Annotated in this window: 21 protein-coding genes; 3 read left to right on the top strand and 18 right to left on the bottom strand. The window is 45.1% G+C overall.

What is annotated here, in order from left to right; genetic code table 11:
- The first annotated feature begins 270 nt into the window (after window positions 1-270).
- Entirely contained in the window at window positions 271-1,131 is an 861-nt protein-coding gene (locus H9647_RS15830) for an alpha/beta fold hydrolase (RefSeq protein WP_191801665.1), read from the top strand.
- Window positions 1,132-1,362: 231 nt separating this feature from the next.
- On the opposite strand, the gene H9647_RS15835 is transcribed toward H9647_RS15830, so the two are convergent.
- The 3 genes from H9647_RS15835 to nirB all read right to left on the bottom strand — a co-directional run bounded on the left by H9647_RS15835 (window position 1,363) and on the right by nirB (window position 4,492).
- Window positions 1,363-1,560, bottom strand: a complete 198-nt coding sequence (locus tag H9647_RS15835) for a molybdopterin dinucleotide binding domain-containing protein (protein ID WP_318245326.1) — start codon at window positions 1,558-1,560, stop codon at window positions 1,363-1,365.
- A 178-nt stretch (window positions 1,561-1,738) separates the two neighbouring features.
- The gene (gene nirD, locus H9647_RS15840) at window positions 1,739-2,053 is read right to left on the bottom strand and encodes a nitrite reductase small subunit NirD (RefSeq protein WP_191801668.1); all 315 of its coding nucleotides are present in this window, start codon (window positions 2,051-2,053) and stop codon (window positions 1,739-1,741) included.
- A gap of 12 nt (window positions 2,054-2,065) precedes the next feature.
- Window positions 2,066-4,492: a nitrite reductase large subunit NirB gene (gene nirB, locus H9647_RS15845; RefSeq protein ID WP_191801670.1), complete on the bottom strand. Its 2,427-nt coding sequence runs from the start codon at window positions 4,490-4,492 to the stop codon at window positions 2,066-2,068.
- A 366-nt stretch (window positions 4,493-4,858) separates the two neighbouring features.
- Here nirB and H9647_RS15850 point away from each other — a divergent pair, with 366 nt between their 5' ends.
- Together H9647_RS15850 and H9647_RS15855 are read left to right on the top strand one after the other, a co-directional pair.
- On the top strand, window positions 4,859-5,446 hold the full coding sequence (locus H9647_RS15850; protein WP_191801672.1) for an ANTAR domain-containing response regulator: 588 nt from the start codon (window positions 4,859-4,861) through the stop codon (window positions 5,444-5,446).
- Between the two features lie 20 nt (window positions 5,447-5,466).
- Window positions 5,467-5,676 (top strand): hypothetical protein, encoded by a 210-nt coding sequence (locus tag H9647_RS15855; RefSeq protein ID WP_191801674.1) that lies wholly within the window; start codon window positions 5,467-5,469, stop codon window positions 5,674-5,676.
- A gap of 332 nt (window positions 5,677-6,008) precedes the next feature.
- Here the strand turns inward: H9647_RS15855 and H9647_RS15860 are convergent, their stop codons facing one another.
- From H9647_RS15860 to H9647_RS15930, 15 genes are all read right to left on the bottom strand, one after another.
- Window positions 6,009-8,579: a glycosyl hydrolase family 95 catalytic domain-containing protein gene (locus tag H9647_RS15860; RefSeq protein WP_191801676.1), complete on the bottom strand. Its 2,571-nt coding sequence runs from the start codon at window positions 8,577-8,579 to the stop codon at window positions 6,009-6,011.
- Window positions 8,576-9,721, bottom strand: a complete 1,146-nt coding sequence (locus tag H9647_RS15865) for a glycoside hydrolase family 88/105 protein (RefSeq protein ID WP_225229335.1) — start codon at window positions 9,719-9,721, stop codon at window positions 8,576-8,578. The genes H9647_RS15860 and H9647_RS15865 overlap by 4 nt, the downstream gene beginning before the upstream one ends.
- 40 nt (window positions 9,722-9,761) lie before the next feature.
- Entirely contained in the window at window positions 9,762-10,910 is a 1,149-nt protein-coding gene (locus H9647_RS15870; RefSeq protein WP_191801678.1) for an oligogalacturonate lyase family protein, read from the bottom strand.
- Window positions 10,911-10,947: 37 nt separating this feature from the next.
- Window positions 10,948-13,005: a glycoside hydrolase family 65 gene (locus H9647_RS15875; RefSeq protein WP_191801680.1), complete on the bottom strand. Its 2,058-nt coding sequence runs from the start codon at window positions 13,003-13,005 to the stop codon at window positions 10,948-10,950.
- Between the two features lie 17 nt (window positions 13,006-13,022).
- Window positions 13,023-15,344: a helix-turn-helix domain-containing protein gene (locus tag H9647_RS15880; protein ID WP_191801682.1), complete on the bottom strand. Its 2,322-nt coding sequence runs from the start codon at window positions 15,342-15,344 to the stop codon at window positions 13,023-13,025.
- Between the two features lie 88 nt (window positions 15,345-15,432).
- Window positions 15,433-17,658 carry a glycoside hydrolase family 88/105 protein gene (locus tag H9647_RS15885; protein WP_191801684.1) on the bottom strand — a complete coding sequence of 742 codons (2,226 nt, stop codon included), beginning with the start codon at window positions 17,656-17,658 and terminating at the stop codon, window positions 15,433-15,435.
- 2 nt (window positions 17,659-17,660) lie between these two features.
- Complete coding sequence (locus H9647_RS15890; RefSeq protein ID WP_191801686.1) at window positions 17,661-18,986, bottom strand: Gfo/Idh/MocA family protein; 1,326 nt, start codon at window positions 18,984-18,986, stop codon at window positions 17,661-17,663.
- Complete coding sequence (locus H9647_RS15895; RefSeq protein WP_404822635.1) at window positions 18,983-20,464, bottom strand: extracellular solute-binding protein; 1,482 nt, start codon at window positions 20,462-20,464, stop codon at window positions 18,983-18,985. The genes H9647_RS15890 and H9647_RS15895 overlap by 4 nt, the downstream gene beginning before the upstream one ends.
- A gap of 84 nt (window positions 20,465-20,548) precedes the next feature.
- Window positions 20,549-21,418 (bottom strand): carbohydrate ABC transporter permease, encoded by an 870-nt coding sequence (locus H9647_RS15900; RefSeq protein ID WP_191801690.1) that lies wholly within the window; start codon window positions 21,416-21,418, stop codon window positions 20,549-20,551.
- On the bottom strand, window positions 21,418-22,377 hold the full coding sequence (locus H9647_RS15905; protein ID WP_191801692.1) for an ABC transporter permease: 960 nt from the start codon (window positions 22,375-22,377) through the stop codon (window positions 21,418-21,420). Before H9647_RS15905 ends, H9647_RS15900 begins: the two co-directional genes overlap by 1 nt.
- Before the next feature lie 279 nt (window positions 22,378-22,656).
- The gene (locus tag H9647_RS15910) at window positions 22,657-23,448 is read right to left on the bottom strand and encodes a phosphotransferase (RefSeq protein ID WP_191801694.1); all 792 of its coding nucleotides are present in this window, start codon (window positions 23,446-23,448) and stop codon (window positions 22,657-22,659) included.
- A 54-nt stretch (window positions 23,449-23,502) separates the two neighbouring features.
- On the bottom strand, window positions 23,503-24,387 hold the full coding sequence (locus H9647_RS15915) for a class I SAM-dependent methyltransferase (RefSeq protein WP_191801835.1): 885 nt from the start codon (window positions 24,385-24,387) through the stop codon (window positions 23,503-23,505).
- Window positions 24,388-24,510: 123 nt separating this feature from the next.
- The gene (locus tag H9647_RS15920) at window positions 24,511-24,999 is read right to left on the bottom strand and encodes an RrF2 family transcriptional regulator (RefSeq protein ID WP_191801696.1); all 489 of its coding nucleotides are present in this window, start codon (window positions 24,997-24,999) and stop codon (window positions 24,511-24,513) included.
- A gap of 112 nt (window positions 25,000-25,111) precedes the next feature.
- A complete protein-coding gene (locus H9647_RS15925) occupies window positions 25,112-25,891 on the bottom strand; it encodes a Cof-type HAD-IIB family hydrolase (RefSeq protein ID WP_191801698.1) in 780 nt (259 codons plus the stop codon).
- 20 nt (window positions 25,892-25,911) lie between these two features.
- Window positions 25,912-26,895 carry a phosphotransferase enzyme family protein gene (locus H9647_RS15930; protein ID WP_191801700.1) on the bottom strand — a complete coding sequence of 328 codons (984 nt, stop codon included), beginning with the start codon at window positions 26,893-26,895 and terminating at the stop codon, window positions 25,912-25,914.
- Window positions 26,896-26,984: the final 89 nt, after the last annotated feature.

The following is a 26,984-nucleotide window of genomic DNA, read 5'->3' on the forward strand; positions in this document are numbered from 1 at the left end:
AAGTAAATGTTCACTTTGCTATCGCAAAGTGATCCGTCGGCTTTCGCCGTACGTAGTTTTGAAAGATTCCTTCCTCCTGAAACGATTCTCCGTAGAAAGGTGGTAATCGTTATGAAAGTTGTTTACATATTACGGAAGGGACTTCAAGCACATATGGATAACTTGACATATCCAAGCGAGAGGGGTAGTTTATTCTACTAGGAGTTGTATACACCAAGATTTACCACTCTAATAATATCTAATAATTTATTACGCTATAAGGAGATTCTTATGAACACTACAGTTAATAAAACTACACTCAAAATGAATGGTATGGAGTACCTCTGCCGTACGGCAGGGTTAGAGCAAAACGGTGAACTGATTATTTTCCTTCACGGATTTCCAGAAAGTTCGATTATATGGGAAAAAACAATGTCTAAATTGGCCTCGCAAGGCTATCGCTGTTTAGCTCCTGATCAGAGAGGATATTCGGACGGTGCCCGTCCAGACGGCTATGAAAATTATTCATTGAAAAAACTTTCAGCGGATGTCATTGGATTTGCAGATTTAATGGGTTGTTCAGGTAAATTCCACCTGGTTGGACATGATTTAGGAGCAGCAGTGGGTTGGAATGTTGTCACTCTATATCCTCAGCGGATACAGACGTGGACAGCTTTGTCTGTACCTCATTGGGATGCTTACAACTGGGCGCTGGAAAATGATCCGGTGCAGAAACAAAAAGGTGCCTATGTAAATAAATTTATGGAGCCGAATGTTCCAGAATCCTTAATAGCTGCTAATGATTATGCCGTTTTACGACATTTATGGGATGGCTTTGATCAAGAAACGCAGGAAGACTATATGCGGATTTTCTCGCAACCTGAGGCCAGAACTGCTGTTATCAATTGGTATCGCGGCATCATGCAGGTTCAAGAACAGATTCCATATGGAGATATTGAAACTCCGACCGCTTTCATTTGGGGAAACGAAGATTTGGCTCTTGCGCGTGCAGGAGTAGAGAAAAGTCACACCTATATGAAAGGTTATTATGATTTCCATGAACTTAATGCCGGTCACTGGCTAACACAGTTTAATGAACCAGAGGTATCTGAAATTATCATTAAGCACATACAAAAGTTCCCGATAGATTGATAAAATTATATTTACGGATATCGAAAACTCTGTAATGAATACAACGAAAAGCAACCGACTCTGGGAATAATCCAACAGACGGTTGCTTTTTTTTCATCTTAAAAATACCAATGGGAGTAGGATACCCAAAGGACTTTTATCAGAAATGCTAGTTGCTTTCGCATCATTTGGCATTTTGTCTGCATGCTCATACTGATAATATCGGCGTGCTAGTAGAACATAAAAAATATATCAAGTAACCCGCTCAATCCTTACTGCAGTCGTCTTAAACCCAGGCATTTCTGAAAAAAGATCTAGCTCTTCTCGAGTGGCCTGGTTTACATTCTGCACACCACCCCAATGCATCGGTACGAACAAGGTATCCTTTCGAATTTGGTCATTAAAACGGCATCTTACCTGGAATTGTCCATGACGTGATGATATATTCACCCATTACTGCTCCTCTATCCTATAATGCCGTGCAGTTTCTGGATGAATTTCTACAAAACTTTCTACTTGCCTTGACGAATTTCTTCTATAAATATATATTTAGGTCCATCTTCAATATATATTCAAGTCCATCATCCGCTTCATCTTATCTGATAAATGTCTGCTCCACTATTATTCATCATATCGTTACATATACAATACCACTCGGAGGATCAACTTCCACGAGATAAGCGGAGACTTCCCCTTCGTCAGGAGCTTGAACCTTCCCGCTGGTTAAATGGATTTTCCAATCGTGGAGGGGACAATGCACCATATTTCCGCATACCATGCCCTCCGACAATCTACCACCCTTATGTGGACAGCGATTCTCCAACGCTTTGATGGTTCCATCGCTGAGTCTAAATAAGGCAACTTCTGTATTTTCAATCGTCACAACCCTTGTTCCCAGCGTATCGATGTCGGACTCATGGGCTACCGAATATCTCTGACTCATGTAATCCCCTCCTTATTCATGCGTTAACTCAAATCGATTCAATGGCTCAAAATTTTTCCTGAGTTTCTTGTTTTCCGCGATCTCCTTCCATGGATCTACCGTATGCTCAAGCGTCTTTCTCAGTCGAGCGACAAGCTCTGATCTAAATACTGAATCTGCAAGAGCTTCCTTAATAGAAACAATGCCTACACGGTCCAGCCAGTGAGAGGTTCGCTCACTCCAGCTCGCTTGTTCTCGGTAATATTGAATAAAGGCGCCTGCCCATTCTATCACTTCATCTTCCGTCTTCACCGTACAGAGCAGCTCTCCTGCCCGTACCTTAATCCCCCCGTTACCTCCAACATAAAGTTCCCAAGCCCCATCAATGGCTACTACGCCAAAATCCTTGATAATGGACTCCGCACAGTTTCTTGGGCAGCCTGATACTGCCATTTTTACTTTATGAGGAGCATTCAGTCTTTCAAATGCTTTTTCAAGTCGTATCCCTAAAGCAATGGCATCCTGTGTTCCAAATCTGCAGAAAGTAGAACCTACACAAGTTTTTACTGTACGGAGTGTTTTACCATAGGCATGCCCAGATGGCATAGCAAGATCTTCCCACATGCTTGGCAAATCTTCCTTCTTCACACCTAGTAAATCCAGACGTTGCCCACCTGTAAACTTTACCATGGGTACATCATACTTCTCTGCTACTTCCGCAATTTTCTTGAGTTCACTTGGTGAGGTTACCCCGCCGTAAATACGCGGTACTACAGAGAAAGTGCCGTCCTTCTGGATGTTGGCGTGATAACGTTCGTTCGTAAATCTTGATTCCTTCTCATCCACGTATTCTCCTGGCCAGAGCATACCAAGATAGTAGTTAAGAGCAGGCCTGCATTTTGTGCAGCCTTCAGGCTCATTCCATCCCATCACATACATAACTTCCCTCACCGTCTTAAGACCCATTTCCTTTATGCCAGTAATGATTTCCTCTCGGTCAAGTGAGGTACATGAACAGATACCTTCTTTCGATTTTATCGCAGCTTCTTCTCCTGCATAGGCAGTAATTAGCTGCTCCACAATCGGTTTACAACCTCCGCAAGACCCTGAAGCTTTGGTGCAGTTTTTCACTTCCGCTACACTGTGACAACCTTGCCCAACCGCATCTACAATCATCTTTTTTGTCACACCATTACATCCGCAGACAATTTCATCCTCACTCATCTCGAGTATTTTTGCGCCTCCGGAAGAGCCATCCGTCTTCATACCAAGCAAAAGCTCTTTTTCCCGTCCTGTGACCGATTCAGCGCTTCGAATGATCGAGAATAAAGATGGACCGTCATTGGTATTGCCGAAAAGCACAGCTCCGACCAGCCGATCTCCGCGAATGACTATTTTTTTATATACACCTTCCACTTCATCCTGATATCTTATCGACCGTGTATCTTCTGAATCCAAATAATCCCCTGCTGAAAATACATCCACACCCGAAACCTTCAGTTTGGTCGAGGTTACTGAACCATGATATCCTTGATGCTCTACTCCGGATAAATGCTTAGCAAGAACACTGCCTTGCTCATAGAGCGGAGCGACTAGACCATAAGTTATCCCCCTATGCTCAGCACATTCTCCAACGGCATATACATCTCTTATGCTCGTCTCCATATTGTCATTTACGAGAATCCCCCGTTTTGTTATCAGCCCTGATTCCTTTGCTAGTAATATATTCGGTAATATTCCTACAGCCATGACAACAAGATCCGTGTCCATTCGCTCCCCTTCACTAAACCTGATCCCATTTACACGTTTCCTTCCCGTCAACGCTGCTGTATTTTTGTTAACCAGAAATTTCATTCCTTGCTGTTCTAGTTCTTGACGAAGCATCTTTGATGCAGGTTCATCAAGCTGCCGATTCATTAAATACTCACTGTTATGAATAACGGTAACTTCCATACCAAGACTCAGAAGTCCTCGCGCTGCCTCAAGGCCTAAAAGTCCACCGCCAATCACCGCAGCTTTTTTATATTTCTGAGACGATTCGAGCATCATTTCGCAGTCCTTTATATTCCTGAAACCGATGACTCCTTCTTTATTCGCACCTGGTAAAGGGAGAATAAACGCATTCGATCCAGTTGCAAAGATCAACTGATCATAGGACTCTTTGATTCCAGAAGAGGATGTGACTGTTTTCTTCAACGTATTTATTTCCCTTACTGGATCACCCGTATAAAGACGAATATGATTTTCTTCATACCAAGCATAGTCATTCAGAATAATGTCATTTACCGAAGTGCCACCAGCAAGTACCGAAGATAACATGATCCGATTGTAATTGGGATGAGGTTCTTCTCCGAACACCGTAATTTCGTATTTATCTGGTGCAAGCTTAAGCAAATGTTCTAAGGTACGTATTCCGGCCATTCCGTTTCCTATAAGCACAAGCTTATTACGACCATTCATATAATCGCCACACCCTTTCTAAATCTCTAATTAATAAAAAAAAGCCTGCCACGCTATAGGAGAACATATTTGTTCCCTAACTATTAAGCGAGGACAGGCTTCGTTGCCATACCTAGACGAATACGCCATTGTATTCGTGGACGTTTATGAAATTGATGTTATCACTATAAATCGGTTTCAATCTTATGTCAATATACATGACGCAATAATCTTCTTCACACCTATATTCATTCCTTAATATAATTTCAAGTGAGGTTATCTAACAAATTTATGTTGATTTCTGGGAAAAAACAAGCGAAAATAAACAGAAAGATCTAATGGACTTGAAAATTCCGATATTTGGACTTCAGGGGGTGCCGATGCTCCATGCGTTCTTTGTTAATTGTAGAAATTAATGACCAAGATGTGGAGATGTCACATGAGCATCTAAGTCCAGAAAAGCCGCTTACAGAAAGCGGATATCTTGTTCATGTTGTGAGTAATGAAGCCGAAATCCACACATTTCTTCCCAAGGCAGACGCCGTCATCCTTCACTTGCCGGTTTATGAAATTAGGCTGTGGACGGAGAAACTCAACCAAATCAAGTCCCTTCCCATCCTGTGGTGGTGCAGTCCAGACGCAGCGGAGTCCTCTATTACTTCTTGTGAAATTGAGGTAACTATCGATGGTGTTCTGACTCCTTCCATGAAAGAATATGAACTGGATTGGGCACTCCACTTTAGTGAAAAACGTTATTTTGAGAGACAGGAATGGGCTAGTGAACGCAAACAGTTGCTTACTCGAATTGAGGATCGGAAATGGATTGATATGGCGAAAGGGATACTTAGTGATATTAACAAAATCAGTGAATCTGAAGCTTATGATTTACTTCGCAAAAAAGCAATGAATGAACGATTGCGAATTGTTGATGTCGCCATTTCTATCGTAAAAGCACATCAAATGCTGAAAGCGTAAGTTTCTTAGGGGGGATCCGTATGAGCATGCTTCATTATTTAAAAGAAGATCGAATTATTGATCAAGGAGAAGCTGCTCTTCAGGTTCTGGACCCTGAAATGAATGGAATTGATTCTTATGTACCTGAAGTGGAATGGACTCCAGCCAAACAGGCGAAAGTTAGATTAGATGTTCTTCAAGGTAATGGCTTAATGCCATTCACAAACCAAGTACTTTTTACGCCAGAGTAAGGCTGTTTGTAGCGGAACATGCAAGTTCTATTGAAGAGGAAATATATTTAAGCAAATCACTTCTCGAAAGTGGGACAGCTTGGCGAGCCTATCAGCTATTTCACACAAATATGACGACTCTTTTAAAACCTGAAGAAGCCTTTATCGAGTAAATGTACGATAAATACGAACGCCCTTATTCAAATAGAATAAGGGCTGTTTATGAAACGGAAGAATTTCATAGAAATTCCTCTCTCCTTTATAACAATCCTCTACTTATCTTCTTAAGTCCTATCTGTTTCATTCACGGTGCTTTGTCATTTGATATATTACGTTATATCGTTATCAATCGGTTATGTTTCGGGAGCAATCTGCTCAAAAACCAGTTTTTCTCCTGATCTAAGATTAATCTCATAATTGCCAGCCATAGTAGCTCGCAAGACGGTGCCATTCCTACTATGCACCTTACAAGCAGTAATCCAGTCAGGCAGCTGAAGCTTTGTGGTGATTTGGCGACTAGCGATTAGTTCTGCTCGAAATGATCCTGCTGCCTGGTCCCATGTAAGTGATAGGTTGCCTCCCGGTATACACCAGCCATGAATAGAACCCCTGATCCACCGTGCTGGCAATGCTGGTAACAGCTTGATCCATTGCGGCGATACATAGAGCAACATCTCCTGCACCGCATTAACCCACCCTAGATTAGCATCCAGCTGAACGGGTGCTGCGGGCATGGACATGCACACCCCCATATTGCGCCAGTCGTTATGAAGGGTAAAACCGTTATTCAACAGACAGGAGCGTGCGAGTATATCCAGACATTCCAAGGCACGCGCTCCATCGCCAAGCCTAGCATATATGGAAGACATATGTGCAAGTGACCAGCCGCTTTGTGCTCCAAGTTTTCGCTGATGCACCGCCTTCTCAAAGGCCTCGAACAGTTCTGGCTGCTCTTCCCGATAGACTTCCTGTCCTGGAAAAACAGGATATAGATGCGAAAGATGACGATGATTTTGCCGATCTTCAAATGCGGGATGCAGCCATTCTTTCACTGCCCCCTCCTTATTAACAATATAGGAGGGCAAACGTTCCAGCATTCTTTCCCAATGCGGAATCTCGCCGGAATGTATACCTGCGTTTCGGCTGGCTTCAATGACATTCTGTAATAATTCCTTAATAATAGCAATATCCATTGTGGCATTGATTGCAGTAGGCATAGGGTGAGCGAGCTGCTGCCCATCCTGTGGCATAAAGTTTTCAGGCGTGTTCTCTGGGGAGACAGAAGGATATATGATATATTGCCCGTCTGCACCCAGCACCAAAAAATCTTCATAGAATCGAAGTGCTTCCCTCATAAAGGGCAGAGCATCGTTAAGTAGAAACTCCATATCGGCTGTGTATCGGTAATGCTCATAATAATGCCGTGCGAGCCAGCCGGCCGCCCCGGTCCAGTTCATGATAACGGGGACAATCTGATTTGGCACACCCATGCCGGGTGTGGTTCCAGCGGGAATATATATGCCTCTGCAGCCATAGAGCTTCGTTGCGTTATTTCGGAAATCGTCCATCAAACTATTGTAATATCGGAACAAGGACAGATTCAGGTGAGACAACCCTCCAACCGCAGTGTGCCAGTACATCATCTGGACATTCTCATTGGCCATGTTATGCCCCCAGATCAGCCGGTAATCCCCACCCCATAAGCCATATAGTCCAAAAGGTGATTTACTATGTTCCGAGGTTCCGCTGATAAACAAATACCGACCGTAAGCCCATAATTTACGAACTAGCCCCATAGGAGCCTCACCTTCATAGGCTCCCATGAGCAGCTCTTCATTACTAAGACTGTCATCAGCCGCATCATCAAGATCAAGCTCAGCCGAGCGAAAAAGGTGCTGATGCAGCTCCGTATGCTTTGCCAACAACTCACCGTAACTTGTGCCAAACAACGCCAGTTTCTGTTTTAGTCGTGCCCATTCCTGTTCCCGCTTTCCTGAGCTAAACATTTTGACAAGAATAAGCAGCTTGCCTGACGATTGGAAATGGAGCTTCCCGCTATTCCTGAATTTCTCTTGTTTACCTCTCTGAGCATCATCTAAATTTGTATCTATGTTTCCTAAGGAGCTTGAGTTCCTGTCAGCAGGTATTCCTTCCTGAACTGGCTCTTCATCCACTCTGATCAGGCGCAGTACTGCACCGAAATCTTGTCCGTCATCATTTTGTCCGCCATAAAATAGGTAATCGTCATCCACTTGGACTGTTATTGACGATTTTAGTGCCATAAACTCCTCATCTTCCCGCACACGGTCACCTAGATGGAACTGTAGAGCTATTGTCCCTGTAAGCAATGGCTTGCTTATAGCTGATATTCCAGTTTCCTGGTCCGTATCTGCCTCTTTCAGTTCCCGCCCTTCCAGCTCATAGACGACACAATCATCTGCACGAGAGACGAATAGGCTTCTTGAATAGCACCGTTTTTTCTCCTCCCAGCGGACATGTACCTCACCGGTGTCCATATCCAGTTCCCTTCGGTATTTACGAAAAGCGCTGTCACTCTGCATTGACACCGTCAATGCCGCCAGCGGAAAACGGGAAGAAAGCTTGGATGCATATCCCTTTTCCTGCAGAGTTCGGGTCAGATGCCAGCTTGCCTCTAAAAATCGTTCCTCCTGCATCATTAGCCGGGTCTCGGGCAATGTATAACTAACATCAGGCAGCTCATCCTTCTGCCCCCAATGCCATAATTCACTGTGCTGCAATAGGACCGTTTCTTCCTGTATGCCGCCTTGGACAGAGGCGCCAATCTTGCCGTTACCGGATGGAAGTGCCTCACGCCACATCCCCTGCCACCAAGAAGCCGGGTATCTTAACCGCAGCCTGTTTCTATCCGGTCTTATGTCTGATTGTCCGTTCTTTTCCTTCATTCTTCGATTCCTGCCATCTTCTCCATTTCAATGCTGGCTAGCAGGAAAGGAGCGACACCCATTTGGACATCGCTTACGATTTGTTCGCTGATGTAATAGGCATATGAACCGTCGCGGTATTTCTTGCCGCCTAGCCCAGCACCATGACAAATACGGTGCAGGTGAACACCTTTTTCGTCCTCTGTGACGAATTGCTTCAAAATACCTGCATATGCATTTTCTACGACTTTAGAGTCCAGTTCTGCCAAATAATTCAGCCGTTGGCCTTTAGCAAGCGCGTAGGTCAACATGCAGGAAGCAGACGCCTCCAAGTAGTTGCCTTCTCTGCCGTTCTGATCCATTACTTGGTACCACAACCCGCTCTCCTGATCTTGGGCATGAGCGATCGCTTGAGCCATCCGCTCAAAGATTCCCATGATCTGACCGCGCTGCGGATGATCGATCGGAAAATGCTCTAGTGCATCGACAACCGCCATCGCATACCAACCCATGGCGCGGCCCCAAACATGAAAAGATCGGCCAGTGTCCTTGTCGCACCATCGCTGTTCCCTACTCTCATCCCAGGCATGACACAGCAGACCGGTCCGGGGATCGCGAGTCTTTCTTTCAATCAGCAGAATCTGCCGAGCCGCTTCATCGAAACCATCCTGATGGTCGAAGGTGCTAGCGTATTCCGCCAGAAACGGCGAGGACATATAAATTCCGTCCAGCCACATTTGGAACGGATATATTTTCTTATGCCAGAACCCACCTTCACTCGTACGCGGTTGTCCTTTCAGCTGAGCGACCAGCTGCAGAATCGCTTGATAGTATTTTTCTTCGCCGGATCGTTTCCACTGGGTAAAGAGGTTTTTCCCTTCATTAATCATATCCAAATTGTAATCCTCCAACCGGTAGGTCCGAATGGTACCATCGCTCTCTATCAGAGCATCCATGTGACGGTGAACAAGCTCAGCGTATATCGGATTTTTGTTCCACTGGGCTGCACGTTCTAAAGCCATCAGCGTCATCCCGCCTACGTACCCCCACTTACCCGCAAGCTTCGGATGATCACCATCCTTACATTCAGAGAGCAGAGTATCTGCAATTTTGACGGACATTCTGCGCATCTGTGAAGTTACCTCTGCCAAAGTTTGGGCCATGCAAAATCCCTCCTTTTACTAAGCAAAACCGTATAAAGAATTATTTTGAGCTTTCAACCATAGGCAGCGTGGAAGTATCTTGCGGAAGATCAATGAGATAGACATTGGCGTACCCCGTTCGGTCACTTGTAAAAACCATTTGCTCCCCCGAGCCGGTAAACCGGGGATGAGCATGCACTTTTTGCGAATGAAAGCTGCAGCGCAGCTCACACAGAACCCGAGGAACATCAAATTGTCCATCCGCCATCCTACGCCAAAGATTCAGGGTTTTTACCTTTCCCTTACCGTCAGCCACTGCCTGAGATAATCCGTCTGCATGGGCGTGCCAGGTATCAAAATGAAACTCGGTTTCTTCCAGATCTGAATTATCGTAATTGATGGCTCCGAAGAAATTAGTTCCGTCAGGACGAAAGCCATGATAACCTATCCGATTCCCTTCTGGGAAAAAGAATTCATGCCCCACCATTTCTCCCGGAGCAAACCGTTCACGAATTTTCCAAACTGTACCCGTCTTAAGGTTCAGGCCCCAGATCCGGTGATCCACGAGATGCCAGGGACCTTCATGACAGAAGGTCATTAACCATGGCATAGTAGGCGATGCATTCACATGTGTAATAAAGCAATTGGACTGGTATACCTCTTTCGTCAGGCCTGAGACCAGATCAATGGAAATTATGATGCTAGAAGGTGCGGCCTCCATCAGCTCCCGATGACCGACATATCCGTTGCCAAGATCTAAATCTAGTCTGTCAGACAGGTCTTCTTGAATACAAGTCAGAATGGACAGACCGTCTGCTGCGCAACTGAGATTGCCTATGTTGTAAGCTTCAGGGCATTCATACAACAGTTGCTCCTCAAGTGAGTTCAGGTCTAGAGAAATAACAGCCTTTCCGCGTCTAAGATATGCATGAGTGCCTTCTGGATGAAGACAAGCCTCGAGCTGGTCATTGTTCTTATAATCTGTAAGCTGCGTGATTTCGCCATTGTCCATTTGAATCGAGAACAGATTCGTCGAGTTACCACGGTCCGAGAAAAACAACATCCGTCTCCATTCGTCATACCAGCCGTTTTCGGTAAAATACAAATGGTGGCTATGCGCCTTATAATCCGTCAATTGCCGGACGGGCAGACCAGTGATCCGGTCATGATAAATCTTCCATTCTGCAGGGGTTATAGTCCCTTTCGCCATGTTGAATTGCTCCTTTCCAAGTTGAGTGGCTTATTAATCAGAGCAGGGGCTTAAGCCCTTCCCACTCCACCGACCAGCTTCCGTCCTGCGGAAATCCTGGATTATCTCGCTCCTCTTCGCCAGCCCAACCAGCTGCCATCATAGCTACTGCTGTCAGAAGACCGCCGTTCCCCGGTAAATACGCCCATAGACCAGGTCTTTGATAGTTGTGACCATTTGGCAAATACGTGTTTTTCGTAGCGTCCATCAGCAAAAAATCCACCGCCATCTCTGGCTCATCCAGTCTAGCCGCTGTCATGGCACACATAGGAAAGTCCCACCCCCAGGCGGATTCCCAGTCCCAGCAATCTTTGACCTTAAGCAGTGTATTTCTCATGATCTCTTTATCAATAAGCGATCCTGGCAGCAGTCCATACGCTCCAAGCATCGAGGGATGATCATGGTTCTTAACGGTAAACGTCTCTGGGCAATTTTCGTGAGCCAGATAGACTCCATTCTCCTGACGAGGTCTTGCCATTTGTGATGCTACCCTCGCCCAGGCCGGATTCGCTGGATGATCCAGTCGTTCTGCCCACCGAACAGCAATCTCAAGCCCGTATTTCCAGTACTCCAGTTCATATGGCGGATTCAAGCTGTCACTCATCGTATGATTCTCCTGCGCGGGGATCAGCGGCGGACCTAACACATAGGCTTTTCTTTCAATATCCCAATGGGCATAGGACACCATAAAATCAGCCGCTTCAAATACAATATCTCTATAATGTTCCAACACAGATCGCTCATGCCCTGCTAAATAGCACATTTCGGCCAATGCCATTGGATGCGGCTGTTGCCAGATCAAGCCTGGAGCTACCGGTGACGGGGTTTGCCGTCCATCATGGCCAACCATTTTAGGCCAGCGCGCTCCAGCATAGCCTTGAGAACGGGCCAGTTCACGAGCTTCTGGCAGGATGGTTAGGTACCAGTCCATACTGCTGCGCAGCACTTCGGTACGGTTCCAGAGCGGAAAATGCGCTGCATGCCACCAGTGCATCTCCAAATGTATTTTTCCGAACCAGCTGTTGTACATATACCCGGTCTCCTGCGGAGGCATGGACCCTCCACTGTGTACAGCGCATAGGAATTGGGAAAGTACTACCCTCCGCTCGAGCTCAGCAGCTCGGGGATCTCTACTTCCGGACAGGTCTAATGCTCCCCCGCTGTTCCAAAATCTCTCCCAGTAAATTTCGCTTTTACCCAGAACTACATCCGCTGGCTGGGGCTCCGGTTCCTGTGCAGCAAACGCTACACTGCAGGACCAACTTTCAGAGTCTTGGACAGCTTCCGGTATTAACGTGAATTCATGGGGACCTGTCTGCTTAAGACGACCCGCATCCCAGATCCATTTCACTGCATATTCATCTTCATCCAGCACACGTTTAATAGAAGCTGCGTCCGAGTTAACCGTGGTCAGTTCTGTATGGTGTCTGCTGTCCTGGGTCCAGTCAGGAAATACAGATTTAGACCAATTTCGGTGAATCATATCAGGTGAAGGGAATACAAGGAAAAGTTGCAGACGTCCCTCGCGGATTAATTCGGAGTGTACACGAATGGCAATGCAATCTTGTTCCGGGTCACAGGCTGTCTCCACCCGCACCTCGGTTCCCTGTATGGTGAATATACTGTGCAGGATACCAGTCCAGAGGTTCAATTCCTGTCGTACGGGAACCACATCGATAGCAGTTGCTTCTTCCCCGTCTTCCCGCAGCAGTCGAAACGATATTCGCCCAAGCTGAAGACGATGTGGATTTTGGCGCAGCCAGTGGTAAGCATCTTCCTTGTCTTCCGGTTTCATGGGATACAGCACCTGTCGCCCGTAAGTTTCAAATGCCTGATAGACGATATCCTGATCTCCATAGACCTCATGGCCGCCTGTATAATGCCAGCCCCAATTGGACTGTGTACCAAGCGGTATTTCATATATATCCGGAAAACTCTGTAGACCCGTAAAGTCAGCGCTGAATGCAAATTCTCCATTGCCAACGGATAAGGGTGATTTTGGCTCAAGCTGCGTCAATACCGGATGGTTCCTGGTGACGATTGATTTACGATCCATGAATAACTTTCCCTCCTTTACATTAGACGGTCATAGGGAAGCTCGGATTCTGATAGTGAATCTCTGCGACTACGCATCATCTCCCTGTATTTGCCGGGTGTAACGTCTTTATATTTACGGTACACACGTATAAAGCTGTTCTCATGCTGATACCCCACCATGGAAGCGATTTCAGAAATCCTGTAATCCGTATCTAGCAGCAGTTTGCAGGCCTGTTCCATTCGTAGTTTAGTGAAATATCCATGAATGGTATCATTCATTTCCTGTTTGAATAGCTGACTTGCTAGACTGGTACTAATGCCGGCATGCTCGGCAATCTCCTGAATGCCAACAGAGTCTTCCAAATGGTTGTTCATAAAGGCAATCATCTGTTGACATAGTACGAAATCCTTTCTAAGCTGTTGGCTGCCGAACCATTCCGCTAGTGTTTCCACTTGCTTTTTCAGCAAATACCAGACAGCCTCCAGATGCATCGTACGCAAACCCGACATTTCTATTCCGCAGCCATTTGTCTCTCGGTTTAGACGGATACGCTCTAGCGTCATGACTACAGACTCCATAAACGTCTGTACCGAGGATGGGTGCCACTTCTCGTCCCTAATACGGATGAACATATGATTGAGCACTTTCAGTGCCTCATCACCGTTGCCTGCTTCGATAGTTTCAGTCAGCTTGACCATGACTTCATGTTCTTCGGCAGTACTCTCTGGCAGTGGATTACTGGAAATCTCTTCATATGGAATCACGCGTTCATATCCAAGATACAATCTGTAGTCAAGTGCGATTTCCGCTTCAAGCATCGCTTGGTGAAGCCGCATGAACCCTTCATGATATTCACTAACACCGGCTGAGACCTGGAACTTGAGTAGATGGGGAATTCCGCTAAGTGCTTCCCCGATGGCAAGTGCTGCAAGGGAGGCCCTACTCAGATCGAGCGGCTGAAGCATAACAAGCATCCGGTCTCTACCCAGATCTGCCGACAGCACACGCCACTGCCCGGACAGCAGCTCGGCGATGATATTAGCAATAGCAAATTTCAATAGAGAATGATCCGACTTCTTGAATTTTTCGCACCAGGCTTGATAATCATCAATGGACAATATGGCGACCGCCAGTGGCTCATCATTCCAATCCTTGAAGTAACGACTCCACTTCTCGCCGATTTCGCGGTTCCCTGTCATATTTCCTGTATAAATATCCATCAAAAATTTAGAGGAGGCTTCCGGCAGGGTCTGCCGGAGATTAATGGCCTGCTGCGCATGATCTGTAAGCAGCTGGCCCGTTATTTTCTCCAGATCAATCAGTTCGAGATTAATCCACTCTCGGTCATAGCCACTGAGCAGTTGTCTCATCCGGCGTACTGGCCTGAAGGCAGCTGTATTGTAGAAAGAGATTGCGACTGTCCCTGCCCCAAGAGCCAGCAAAGATACCACAAAGACGATATCACGGATTTTCTGAGCATTAGCCAGCAGACTTTCTTGTGATATCACCGACAGGTACCGCCATCCCGTGTAAGGTGAAATGGTCTGTGTAGCTAGCAATAGCTTACCTTCGTGGTTGAACTCACCAAGCTTTTCACCCTCCAGTTGAGTGAGCACCTGAGCTACCGCATCCTCTCCAACAGCATAATTACCGAGATCATACAGCGGATTGTTGTTGTTATCTAGAATGAAACGGTGGCTGTCAAGGTCCGAGACGGAAGAGAGCAGCATATGTCTGAACATCTGCTCTGTTTTGAAATTGATTGCAATAATGCCCTTTGGCTGACCAGCTAGCATAATCTTTCGGTAAAGTGTAATGTGAGATACGGATTTCCCTGAACCTGCTGCCGCGATCTCCCGTTGTTTAACCAGCATAGGCCGGTCTTCAAGCTCAGCAGCCACCCCCACCCAACCCGAATCTAAGAAATTCAATTTATTTGAGCTATAACCTTGTGGAAAAGCAACGATACTGTCCCGTTCCATATCATAAATGTAAGCGCTCTTAATATAGGAAGTGCTACTAATTATAGTACCGAGAAACTGCACCAGTTCTGTGATATTTCGATAAGATCCTTGTTCTTCATTCGTTAGAAATTTATACACGTTGCTGTTCAGTGCAATTTTCACCGCGATCTTGTCACTTTCCTGGATCACTTCATCAATGTCATTCATACTGATAAGCAACATCTGGTGCTGAGGTTCGCTTAGCTCTTGCTGCAATACTGATTTGGCTGAATAATACGTTGTCATTCCTACCGCGATAATAATCATAAATACAATGATGGTCAGAATCAGCAGCAGCCGGGTCTGGCTATTGGTGAAATTGAATTTCAGCCACTTCAAAAAGGAACGGGTCACATCCATCTCCCACCTTATCAGCAATTTACCAATATTATACAGATAGTGCTTGCTGAATACGACCCGTTCTCCAGACTATTTTGTAACCTTATGGGCTCCCCTTCCTAGATTGCCCACAACAACCCACCGCTTCCTCAGCCGGAATGTTTCTCTCCGAGCTCTGCATGGACATAACCTCTAGCCCTGCCAATAATACAATACCGATCCCATGCGTATCGTTTAGATTCCAGCTCAGTTCGTGCTTGTAATATTGGTTAGAGAAGGAGTAACTGGAGCCCCGGCATACACCATACACATTTCCCTGTTTATCAATGGAACGACGGATAAGTCCGTTCCAGCCATGCAGCGTAGCTTGTATATAAGTTTCCTGGTCCGCTAGCCAGCCTTGACGCACCCCGCGGGCGAAAGAGTAAATGAACATTGAGGTACATGAAGTTTCTTCATATGACTCGGGGTCAGTCAGCACCTGATGCCATAATCCGTTTCGACCCTGCAGTCCCAAATACCCTTCGCATAATTCTCTGTAGAACTGAAGGAGCACATTGAAGGAAGCGTGTTCTTTTGGCAGCACAGTAAGAAGCTCAGACAAAGAAAAAATCACCCATCCATTACCTCTTCCCCACGGAGTACGGGTAGGTTCGCCTCGCTCTACATCAAATACGTGAGACATAATTTGAAGTTCAGGAATATAGAGATATTTTTTATATAAAAGCACCTGACTTGCCGCTTCATCCAGTACTTCTTCATCACCCGACCAGTGAGCGTATCTGCACAGAAACGGGATGCTCATGTACAGATCATCACACCACATGGTATTGTCCATCGTTTTTGAGACACCCACCTTGCGGTATAAAGTATTATCATTCAGCCGGTCCTGCCGATGCAAAATGTAGTCTGCGATATGTGCTGCAGTTTCGGCGGTACCCTCCAGTTTACACTCCTGTTCGGCTAGTAACATGGTGGCTCCGAATGATCCGCAGTCATCAAGACTGTCGATATGTGAGAGCTGGTTATTGAGTCCTGCAGCGCCATAACGTGCTCTATCCCATATGGAGTAACTGAAACGAGAGGAGGCAAATTCAATATGGTTCAGCACGTAATCGCGAATATCCTGCCGGTGACCTGCTTTACCAAGCTGAAGCAGACCATACAAGGTGACTCCAAGCGGATAATTCCACCTTCCATACCATTCATTTTCCAAGAACGGGCGCACCTCTCCACCTTTGAGCTCTGTCCTCCAGTAAACCTCTTCGCCTGTTGCACTAGGGACCGTCTGCTTCATAGTCTGTATCGAAGCTAGATCGATTACCTGACCGACCTGAAAAGGGCCTAAGTACAACCATTTACCGTTGTAGCCTTTTACATCATGCGCAGGAGTCAATAGCTCTAGTGAAACCGTGTCGAGAAGGAAACCCCAATCATTTTCTCCGCATAGACACTTCACTGTCAGATGATGGCCGGCAGGAGACAATTGCAGCTCGAAGCGGAAGGTTCCCGCCCGCTCCTTTCGGAACACTTCCTTTCCATCAATAGAAAACTCTACTGGGCTAAAAGCTTCACCGGACAACACTACAGTCCTCTGCCCGTAGTACGCACCGCTAATCTTCGTCCACGCGTAAGCAAACCTTCCGCTTGTCAGACCATAGATCCGTGCGAGCTGTCCGTAGGGCGATCCATTTACATGGTTTTCCTCCTCGGGCAGCCATTTCACCCCCGTAGCCTTCTCGCTTAAGGGACCCGCAGGAATTTGGAACAACGGAACATCAAGCGGTTCGGTGTATAACCAGCCTTCCTCTCCCTCCCGCTCGAGAGAAGGGATAATGAAGTGAAGGGGTTTATTTTTCTTAGAGCCAGTTCCAAATATCCCTCCGCTCCCTTGTTTCCCACGGCTGAATTCAAGAACGAAATAATTCCATCCTTTATTAAGCCTGCGTTTCAGCTTCAGCAAGGGTACCGCAGGATATTCTTCATCAGAGGAAGAGCCGTAAGCAACAAGTCCATTATGATATACCCTAATCGGACCAAAGCAGGTCACATGAAAGATGAACTCCTGCTCATTGTCACTCCAAAGCTTTGCCCAGGCGTACACCTTTTGCCCCTCACGCATGTCAGAGTACATTTCTCCGATCGGGAAGCGGTAGCGATGATCATCACTTTTGCGCACAGGCCCTGGCCTGGATACCCGATAGACCGGAGGATGTGGAGGATTAGCGCCAATATATCTTGAAGCAATCGTCATCAGGGCATGCATTATGTCCTCACCGCTCTGATAAGCAATGCTCTCTTCCGGATCAAAATATCCTTGTCTACCCATGTTCACTCCTCCCTCATTTTTTGTGCTTGCACTGTACTTCTCCTACCGCCAAGCACTTCATCTATAGCAATAGGCCGATGTTCTTCCACAGAACGCCATACCGCTTCTCCTGCGGCGACGGAATAAGCCCCGTCCGTGGCACCCGAAAGAATTTGGTAGGGCCGGTTCTGGTCTTCACCCAGAAAAATATCTTCAAGCAGTAGCGGGTCTCCCCCGCCATGACCACCTTCACGGTGTACAACATGGATTGTCTCCTTCGACCCAAACAGCGGAAAGTAATCGATGGTCTGAACCGGTGTGGGGAAAGGCGTGCGAGCGGGCATATGATATTCCAGTGTTTCCAATCTGCCCTTTGTGCCGTTTATCGCCAGCCTGTAGCCTTCATAAGGAAGAGAAAAATTGACTGAATAGCTCATCAAAGCTCCTCCGTTATATTTCACGGTTGCCGTGTAGGTATCCTCAATTGCGATCGATGAATCAAAAATACATTGATCCGGACGGTATGACGTGTAGGGGAAATCCTTCTGGTCTGCGTTGAGAAGGTTCAAATGATCGTCCGGCACCCGGATCTGGCGGCTGCGCGGTGTCCAACGAGAATAATAAGCGCAGTCTTTCGAGACACTGCACGTACGGCAGTGTCTTCCATCCTCCTGTGCCGGATTCCATTCTCCTTCGGCACCGTAGTAGTTCAGTGCTCCGTAGGCAAATACCTCCACTGGTTTTTGGTTAATCCACCACTGGACCAAATCAAAGTGATGGGTGCTTTTATGGACAGACAGACCGCCCGAGAAGGCCCGTTCACGGTTCCATCGTTTAAAGTAGCTGGAGCCGTGATGAGTATCGATATACCAATTAAGATCTATGGAGGTGACGCGGCCAACCTTACCCTCCTGAATCATCTCCTTGATCCGCATATGAATCGGCATATAGCGGTAGTTAAAAGTTACGATTACTTTCCCCCGGCTCACCGCTTCCGCTTCCAGAATGCGTCTGGCATCAGCTCCTGTAGTAGCCATCGGTTTCTCGGTGATCACGTCAATATCCCGCTCCAGTGCAGATATTATATAGTGGACATGGGTATCATCCCTGCCAGCGACGATGATACAGTCGGGCTTCGTATCATCAATCATCGCCCCGAAATCAGATGCTCCATAAACAGCAATGTCCGTATGGTGCGGGAATCGGGAACGATAGGCTTCAAATCGTGCCGGATCCGTATCTAGCAGTGCGACTACCTCCGAATTATGGGAGAACAGTTCATGGATCGGTTTAGCGAATTGTCCCAAAGCTCTGCCGCTGACACCGCATATGGCATATCTTTTCCTCATTTTTTCACCTTCTCATACCATTCCTGTACACGCTGAGTTACTACTTCGCCTCCGGCGCTATTCCATTTTTTCACGTAATCATCATAAGCCTCCAGCGGAAGATCACCGATGACAATCTTCGTCAACACCTCCTGAAACAGCTTGTGTGACTGTAAATCAGGATATCCTTCATATACGGAAGCGGGTAGACCATCGCCGGCAATTTGTCTAGCATCAGCAGTGCTGACGATAAACATGTCTTTGACCATTTGCTGTTGGTCATCTGGATATGTTTCTTCAATCCGCTTATTCATGTCGTCTACAGTGGTTAAATTTTTCATCCCAAGTGCTAGAGGTTTATTGTCGGCGTGAGGGATAATGACTTTACGTCCATCCTTGACTTCATGCTGTTCTCCTTCAAGACCGAAACGGACAAATTCTTCATTCTCGGAATTATAGAAGAAATCTAGCAACTTTAGAGCATTTGGGGCATTCTCCTGTTTGGTAGTTGGAATCATCCACTCTGGTTCACCCATGCTCTTCTGGGTTACGAAAGCTTCATAGCCCTCGACTTTGGGCAGCGGCATCGCCGCAACGTAAGCATCCGGAGCCTGAGTAAGCATCGCATTGTACCGATCACGTATACTCGCCGGCAAATGGTACCAACTGCCTACGAGGTTATTGTTAATTTTAGCCTGCCAAACTTCGCCTTTGTTTAGGAATGTTTCATTATCAAGCAGCTTTTCTTCATAAAGCATACGGATAAACTTGATAGCGTCTCGCATATTGTCCGTGGTTCCTGCGTACTGGATCTTTCCATCATATATATCCCATTCAGGATACCCTTCCCACATGGCCACCCCGTACATCGCAAAAAGGTGATCCATCCATCTTCCAAATTCCCTGCCGCTTGTCGGCAACTCATCCGCTTTGCCATTTCCATTCGGGTCCTTGTCTCGGAATACTTTGAGCATTTCAACATATTCATCGCCAGTCTTTGGCATCTCCAGACCTACCTTATCCAGCCAATCTTTTCGGATCAGGGGAGCACGTTCCGGCACTAAAAACACTTTAGGCACATAATAGATTTTGCCGTCAGGGGAAGCTGAACGGACAATATCCCATGCTTCCTGGGGAATACTCTTCCAAACGTTCGGTGCATATTCAGGTAACAGTTCATCCAAAGGCAGCGCTCCGCCCTGCTGGATCAGCGTTTGTTCAACGCCTCCGATCGGACGCAGGATATCCGGCAAATCATCCGATGCGATCATCAGGTTTAAATATTCAGATGGTTCCGAACCAGGCGGTGTAGTAATTAGTTCATACTGCACTCCCGTTTTTTCTGCGACGTATTTCACATGCGGATCATCCGGAGTGGGCATAGTTCCGATACCCGTATGGCTCTTGAATACCTTAACTTTTGCAGCCCCGGAATTCCCTTCCCCCTTTGCACCTTCACTACTTCCTGCATTCGGAGTGCTTGAACTACAGCCAGCCATAAGCAGCAAAGCAAAACTAAGCGAAAGCAGTACAATCTTTTGGGTCAGTCGTCTTTTCAATGAAATCATCCCCCTGATTTTTTATTATTCTTTCAGCGATCCAAGCAGTGAACCTTTTACAAAATATTTCTGCAAATAAGGATACACCAAAATGATGGGAACGCTTGCAAAAAGAATCGTCGCTGCTTTTAACGTAGTTGTGTTAAAGTCATAATCGCCTAGAAACATATTCACCTGAGCCAATTCCTCTGGGCTGGTTAAGTAAGCTCGCAGCTTCATCTGAAGCGGCCACAATCCGGGATCTCTGAGGAAAAGAACCGCCCTCTGGAATGTGTTCCAGTAGCCTACGGCATAGAACAAACTGACCGTGGCCAGCACCGGCTTGGATAGTGGCAAATAAATTTGGAACAGTATTCGAAAATCATGACAGCCGTCAATTCGGGCAGTGTCATCCAGCTCCTTAGGCAAACTCATAAAGAAAGTTCGCAGAATAACCATATTAAATGTGCCGATGACACCCGGAATGATCAAGGCCCATAGAGAATTCATCATTCCCAGCTCTCTTACCGTTAAAAAGAAAGGAATCAGCGGTGCATTAAATATCATCGTAATGACGATCCCCAGCATGACTTGCTTTCGGATCAGAAATTCCCGCCGGGATAGCGGAAAAGCAGTCAGCACTGAAAATAGCATACTAAGTGCAGTACCCGCGACTGTGATGAATACGGTTACACCAAACGATTGCCATAAGCCGGAACTTTGCAAAACATGTTTCCAGGAAGCGAGAGTAAAGTGGACCGGCCACAGGAAAACTTCCTTAGAATCTGCAGCTAACGGAGAACTTAGGGAAACCGCCAGCAAATGAAGAAGCGGCATGATCATTGTAAAGGCAGCAGCTGTTAGGAAGATATAGTTCGCTACTTGAAAACACTTTTCTCCAATGCTCTGCTTCATTACCACAACCCCTCTCCGCTTTTTCTAGCCAGGCGATTGAAGATCCAGAGCAGAATAAAACCAATGACAGACTGAAACAGGCCGATTGCTGTCGTTACACTATATTGTCCCTGCAGTACACCCGAGCGGTAAACATAGGTCTCAATAATATCTCCTACCGAATAAGTCATCGGTGTCAGCAGGTTATATATCTGATCGAAGCCTAGTTCTAAGAAATTCCCAATATTCAGCAGGAACAGGGTAAGGATCGTCGGGAATAAAGCGGGTAGTGTAATATAAATCGTCTGTTTCCAACGATTGGCTCCGTCCATAACAGCTGCTTCATATTGAGTAGGATCAATGCCGCTAACTGCAGCGAGGTATATGATCGTTCCCCAGCCCACCTCTTTCCAGATAGAGGATATGACAACTATAGACCGGAAATATTGCTCTTGCTGCATATATAAAATCGTCTCAAATCCAAACCATCCACGGACAGCGTTTACAAATCCACCCGAGGCCAGCACTTCAAAAACGATCCCTCCAACGACTACCCAGGAAAGGAAATGGGGCAGATAAAACAGACTCTGCAAAAAGCGTTTAGCCAACATCTTTCTCACTTCATTAAACAAAAGCGCCAGCAGAATGGGAGCAGGGAATCCTAACACGAGCTTGTAAAGAGCAATTAGAGCGGTATTACGGAGTACATGATAGAAATCTTGGTACGTAAAAATAAATTTAAAATTGTCCAGGCCCACCCACGGGCTGTCCCAAATGCCTTTCATAATCTGAAAGTTCTGAAAAGCAATGACGCTTCCTCCCAGTGGAACGTACTTGAAAATAATATAGAACAAAATACCGGGAAGGATCATGACATAAAGCATCCAGTGCTTCTTCATGTTATGCAGGTACTTTCTTTTTACCGGTTTATTGACTGTAACTCCGGGGTGTGGATTTGATGTTATAGGTAGCTCAGCCATATGATCTTGGACCCCCTTTTGCTAAAGATGGTGTGAATAATGAGCAAGCTCCTCTGTTTCACATGTTAAGGGGATGAACACTAGATAACAATTGTGCAATCAGCCACAGGATGAACGAATCCTCTCCGGAACAGGGTTTACAGGAATGGTTCATTCGCTGGATAATTGGTTGGTGCTACATTTCAAGTAAGAATGACAGAGCTTGTATGGGTAAAATAAAAAAAGACGCCATGAAGGCGACTTCTAAATTGAAAATATAAAAGGGTATCAATAAACTAATCACATCCACCCTCTCCCATGTTCCTGAATGAATCTAATATCACTCTGATAATGTTCAGGATGTCCTTCATCTATCATTTTTTGAAATGCGACTTCCCCTTGCTTCGCTCTTCTCGCTATCGTCTTACATAGTCCTTCTAATCGCAGCAATACCATATCCAGAACATCACTTTTTATTTCTGTACCGTAAGACTCAAGAAACAAAGAGATCCTTTGTTTTATTCGATCTGCATGCTTCACTGGATCATAAAGAATTTGTTCCCCCGTTTCAGATAGATGGAATCTGCTTAAGGGAACACAGGTGTACAGCGTGTAAGCGATATCCCAAAGTCTCGGACCTGGCGCAGCAACATCATAATCAATAATACCTACTGGCGTTTCTTTATCAAAAATAATATTGTATATGGCGAAATCATTATGACAGATGACCTCAAAAGGCCCCGGAGTATGATCAATTGCTTCCCAGCTAGGATCAAACGGAAAATCCTTAACAGAATCATGGTAAAGACGAAGCATTTTCGCTATATCAGTTAATGTTTCATCAGACCACATATACTCTTTTATGGGGTAATTACCAGCTTCCCCCTCGATGAACGATAATATCTCTCTTCCTTTTTCATCGATTCCTAAAAACTTTGGGGCATAATGAAATCCTTTATCCTCTAGATGCTGTAACAGTTTATGAATTCTATGGCTATCTGAATGAAGTTCTCGCCGTACCGTATCAGCTACTCGATACACTTTAGAGACATTTCCCCCAGTTAACTCTTCTTCATGCTCTTGGTTTGCCATTCTTTATAACCTCCCCAAAAGTAATCCTTTCCGCTTAACGTTTTCGCTCAGGCATCATTTCGTATACATCTCTTCAGCCTGTAAACGAACGAGTACCTTGCCATAGCGCCCACTTTGCTTAACAACGACTTTACCAGATGGATAGGCTTCATCCAAATAGTCTGTAACTATCTTCTGGATTTGATCATCCGTAGGCAAATCATGATTCTTTAACCAATGCAGTACTTCCTTTAACGCATCTTCTTTTGAGACTTCTGTTGTTTTGGTTTCCTTCGATATAAGCGACTCATAGGAGTAACCTTTGAGGTACAGGAGATGAAGCAGATATCCCATTTCCATGTGTTTCTTTTTGAAAGGTTGGTCCGTAATCAGCGGCCATATTTCATTGATCAGACTAATCTCGATGGGTCCCGCCGGCATACTGATATAACAATACTCACGGGCACAGAGAAGCAGCTTTTCAACACTTTGCCAATCTAGAATGACCGGACACATCGAGGCAAACACAAGATCGAAAGCATCTTCCCATCCGCTTGCAATCACGTCGATATTTTCGAATGGTTCAGGTACAATGGTTACTTCATTTCCGCCTAGTGCAGCGACATTTTCTTTCAAAAGTTCCACCAGGGGCAGAGAAGACTCTACTGCAGTTACATGTGCTCCCCTTTCTGCGAATGGTACCGAAAATACTCCCGAGGCAGCGCCGATATCCAGTACAGACGCATTACTAAATTGTACCCCTTGCCCTTCAAGCCAGTTCATGATTCGTGAAGTTCTCTTTTTCCCTGCTTCATTAAATGACTGCTCATTAAACATCTTTGCTTTATGATCAAAAGCATTGGAGGGCTGAACTCCAGCGCTTTTCATTTTTTTCTGAGCGTTCTCACCATGCTCATTCCATGCTTTTTCCCATGTAGCCTCATTAAAAAAATCGTTCATAAAATCGTTCATAGTTACTCCTCTTTATTCCCTGTATTATATTGTATCTTCACATTATGATGTCTTTACTATTTACCGTCTAATTATAGATATCAGATATCCATAATTAGAATAAAAAAATACTTACTCTTTATTTCCTTTATGATTACAGCGTTTTGCTGCCTCATCCACTATGGACCCAATTGTATGTTCCCTTAAGTACTGATATAGATGTTGCTCTGCCCCGTCCATCACCTTTTCAATCAAACAAATACTATGATGCTCTGGATGTTCCTGACATAAGGGTGTATCTCCGTCATGAGTTAGCAACTCATGCAAACGAGAATTGGAATGGGAACATTCAAACAGCTGCTGACTCCCTTCAATCACTTGAACCACATCAAGGAAAGAGATCTGCTCCGCCGGACGTGCTAGTTCATATCCACCATTGACCCCAGGAACAGCACGTACAATTCCATTTTGCCGTAACTTAGACATGATTTTAGATAAATAACTTTCGGAAACACCAATGGTTGATGACAATTCCTTGATTCCAATATTGCTCAGACTGCTCGAGTTACCCAAATGCACTAATGCGTGCAAAGCGTAATCTGTACTTTTCGAGAATTGCATTTTCCTTCTTCCTTTCCTATAATCACCTTAATTATGGACCTAAGATGTCTATAATAAACCATTAGCCTAATTTTAGCAATAAATTGATAAAACTGAGACCAGCGTAGGCCAGTTACGAAATAACGCCAAATTTTCTTAAAGCATAGGAAATGCCGCCTTCGCTTGCCCTTTTCGTAACGAAATCTGCCTTTTGCTTAAGTAGTTCATTACCGTTTCCCATCGCAATGCCCAAGCCTACATACTCCAGCATGTCGATATCATTTCCGCCGTCACCAAAAGCGATGGCTTCCTCTTTAGGAATGTTCAGATAGTCTAACACTCTTTTGATTGCAGCTGATTTGGATACTTCGACTTCTTCGAGAACATTCGTAACATAACCATGAAATCGCTCAAACCTGAGCTGGGGGAATTGGATCTCAAATTTTTGAATTTCATTAACATCCGCATACAAGCATATGCAGTATACTTCTTCAGACAGAGAAACTATTTTTTCCGGATATTGCTTAATACTCAATGTCTCTTGAAGTGCCCCCATGATCCGCTCATCATCAAAGCCAATCCCATTCATAGTAAATCGTTCGGTGAAATAGGACATACCGTGACCGTTTTGTTCAGCAAAAGAAGAAATATCTTGGACCATTTCTATCGAAAGTACTGATTTATAGATGACTTCCTCATCACATTTGATCAAAGCTCCATTCGCAGAAATAATAGTGTCAATCCCCATCACCTTAAACTCTTCACACAGATTGTATGGTCTTCCTGTTGCAACTACGACTTTTATTCCCTTCTCCATCAATTCGCTGATTGCTTCTTTCGTGCTTAAGGGCAGGCTTCTGTCAATTTCACTTAATAGAGTACCATCTACGTCAAAAAACACAATTTTATACATTGATTTGCGAATATCCTTCCTTAGATCGGCTGACCAAATGATGTTGCTTTTTCTTTGAGCGCAGCTGTCAGTCTCTTTCTTAGATTCGTTAGCCATTCAGGCTCATGATCCCATTTTTCTTCAGATGATTTTAAAATTCGCACATACCCATATAGATTCGCAAAGCGCCGGAATGCGGGTAAGAAAGTCTCAAGATCATTTGAATATTCATATTCCGTGAGATAACCGTCCAAAAAGCTTTGTTTCTTCTGCTGGAATAACTCAATTGGAGTATAGTCCTGTAAACTGTCCAGTGCTTGCTCAATATCCATTCCATACCAGTGATACATTGCATCATCAAAATCAATGACATAACAGGATTTAGTATTTTCATCGTAAAATACGTTATCGTATTCAAAATCATAATGAATCAATCCATAATTTTTAGAAGATTTAGGAAGGGAAGCAAAATAGGATCTCAGTAATTTAATTTCTTTCTTTGCAGCCAATTCATCTGGGTTATCCTTCACCACTTCTTCCATCCAGTCTAACACATCGCTATAGGACCATCTCTTGAAATTACCAGGTGTGTATTGACTAGATAAGTAATGCAGCCTTCCCAATGCTTTTCCATAACTAAAAACGATTTCATCACTAAAATCCGTGTTACTAATCTGCTTGCCGAGTACACGCTTAAAAGCCGATGCATAGTATTCGCCCCACGGTGTGCTTACCTCAACAAGCTTCTCCCCATCCTTTGATGGAATCGATTCTAACACTCCATACTCTTTGCCAAGCAAGTACGAGATAAAATCAAGTTCTGCAACTATATTAGATTTCATTTTCTCTGCTGTAGGGGCAAACCGTAAGATCTGAGCCTTACCTTTGTCGATATACGGATAAATGGCGTTTGAGGATATGCGATAATATGTAAACATTTCCTTTGATTCTTCATCAAAATGCCAATTATTTAAAATCATTTCTGCTAAGTCTTCATTATTGAATAAGTACTTCAGTTGTAACATAGATTCGCATCGCTCCTCATATCAGATATATTCAGCTAACATCGATTTTTCTTATGTTGAGCATAACATAAACCGTCATCGTACTATGG

Origin of the sequence: Paenibacillus gallinarum (assembly GCF_014836635.1) — a bacterium.
GTDB classification, from domain to species: domain Bacteria; phylum Bacillota; class Bacilli; order Paenibacillales; family Paenibacillaceae; genus Paenibacillus; species Paenibacillus gallinarum.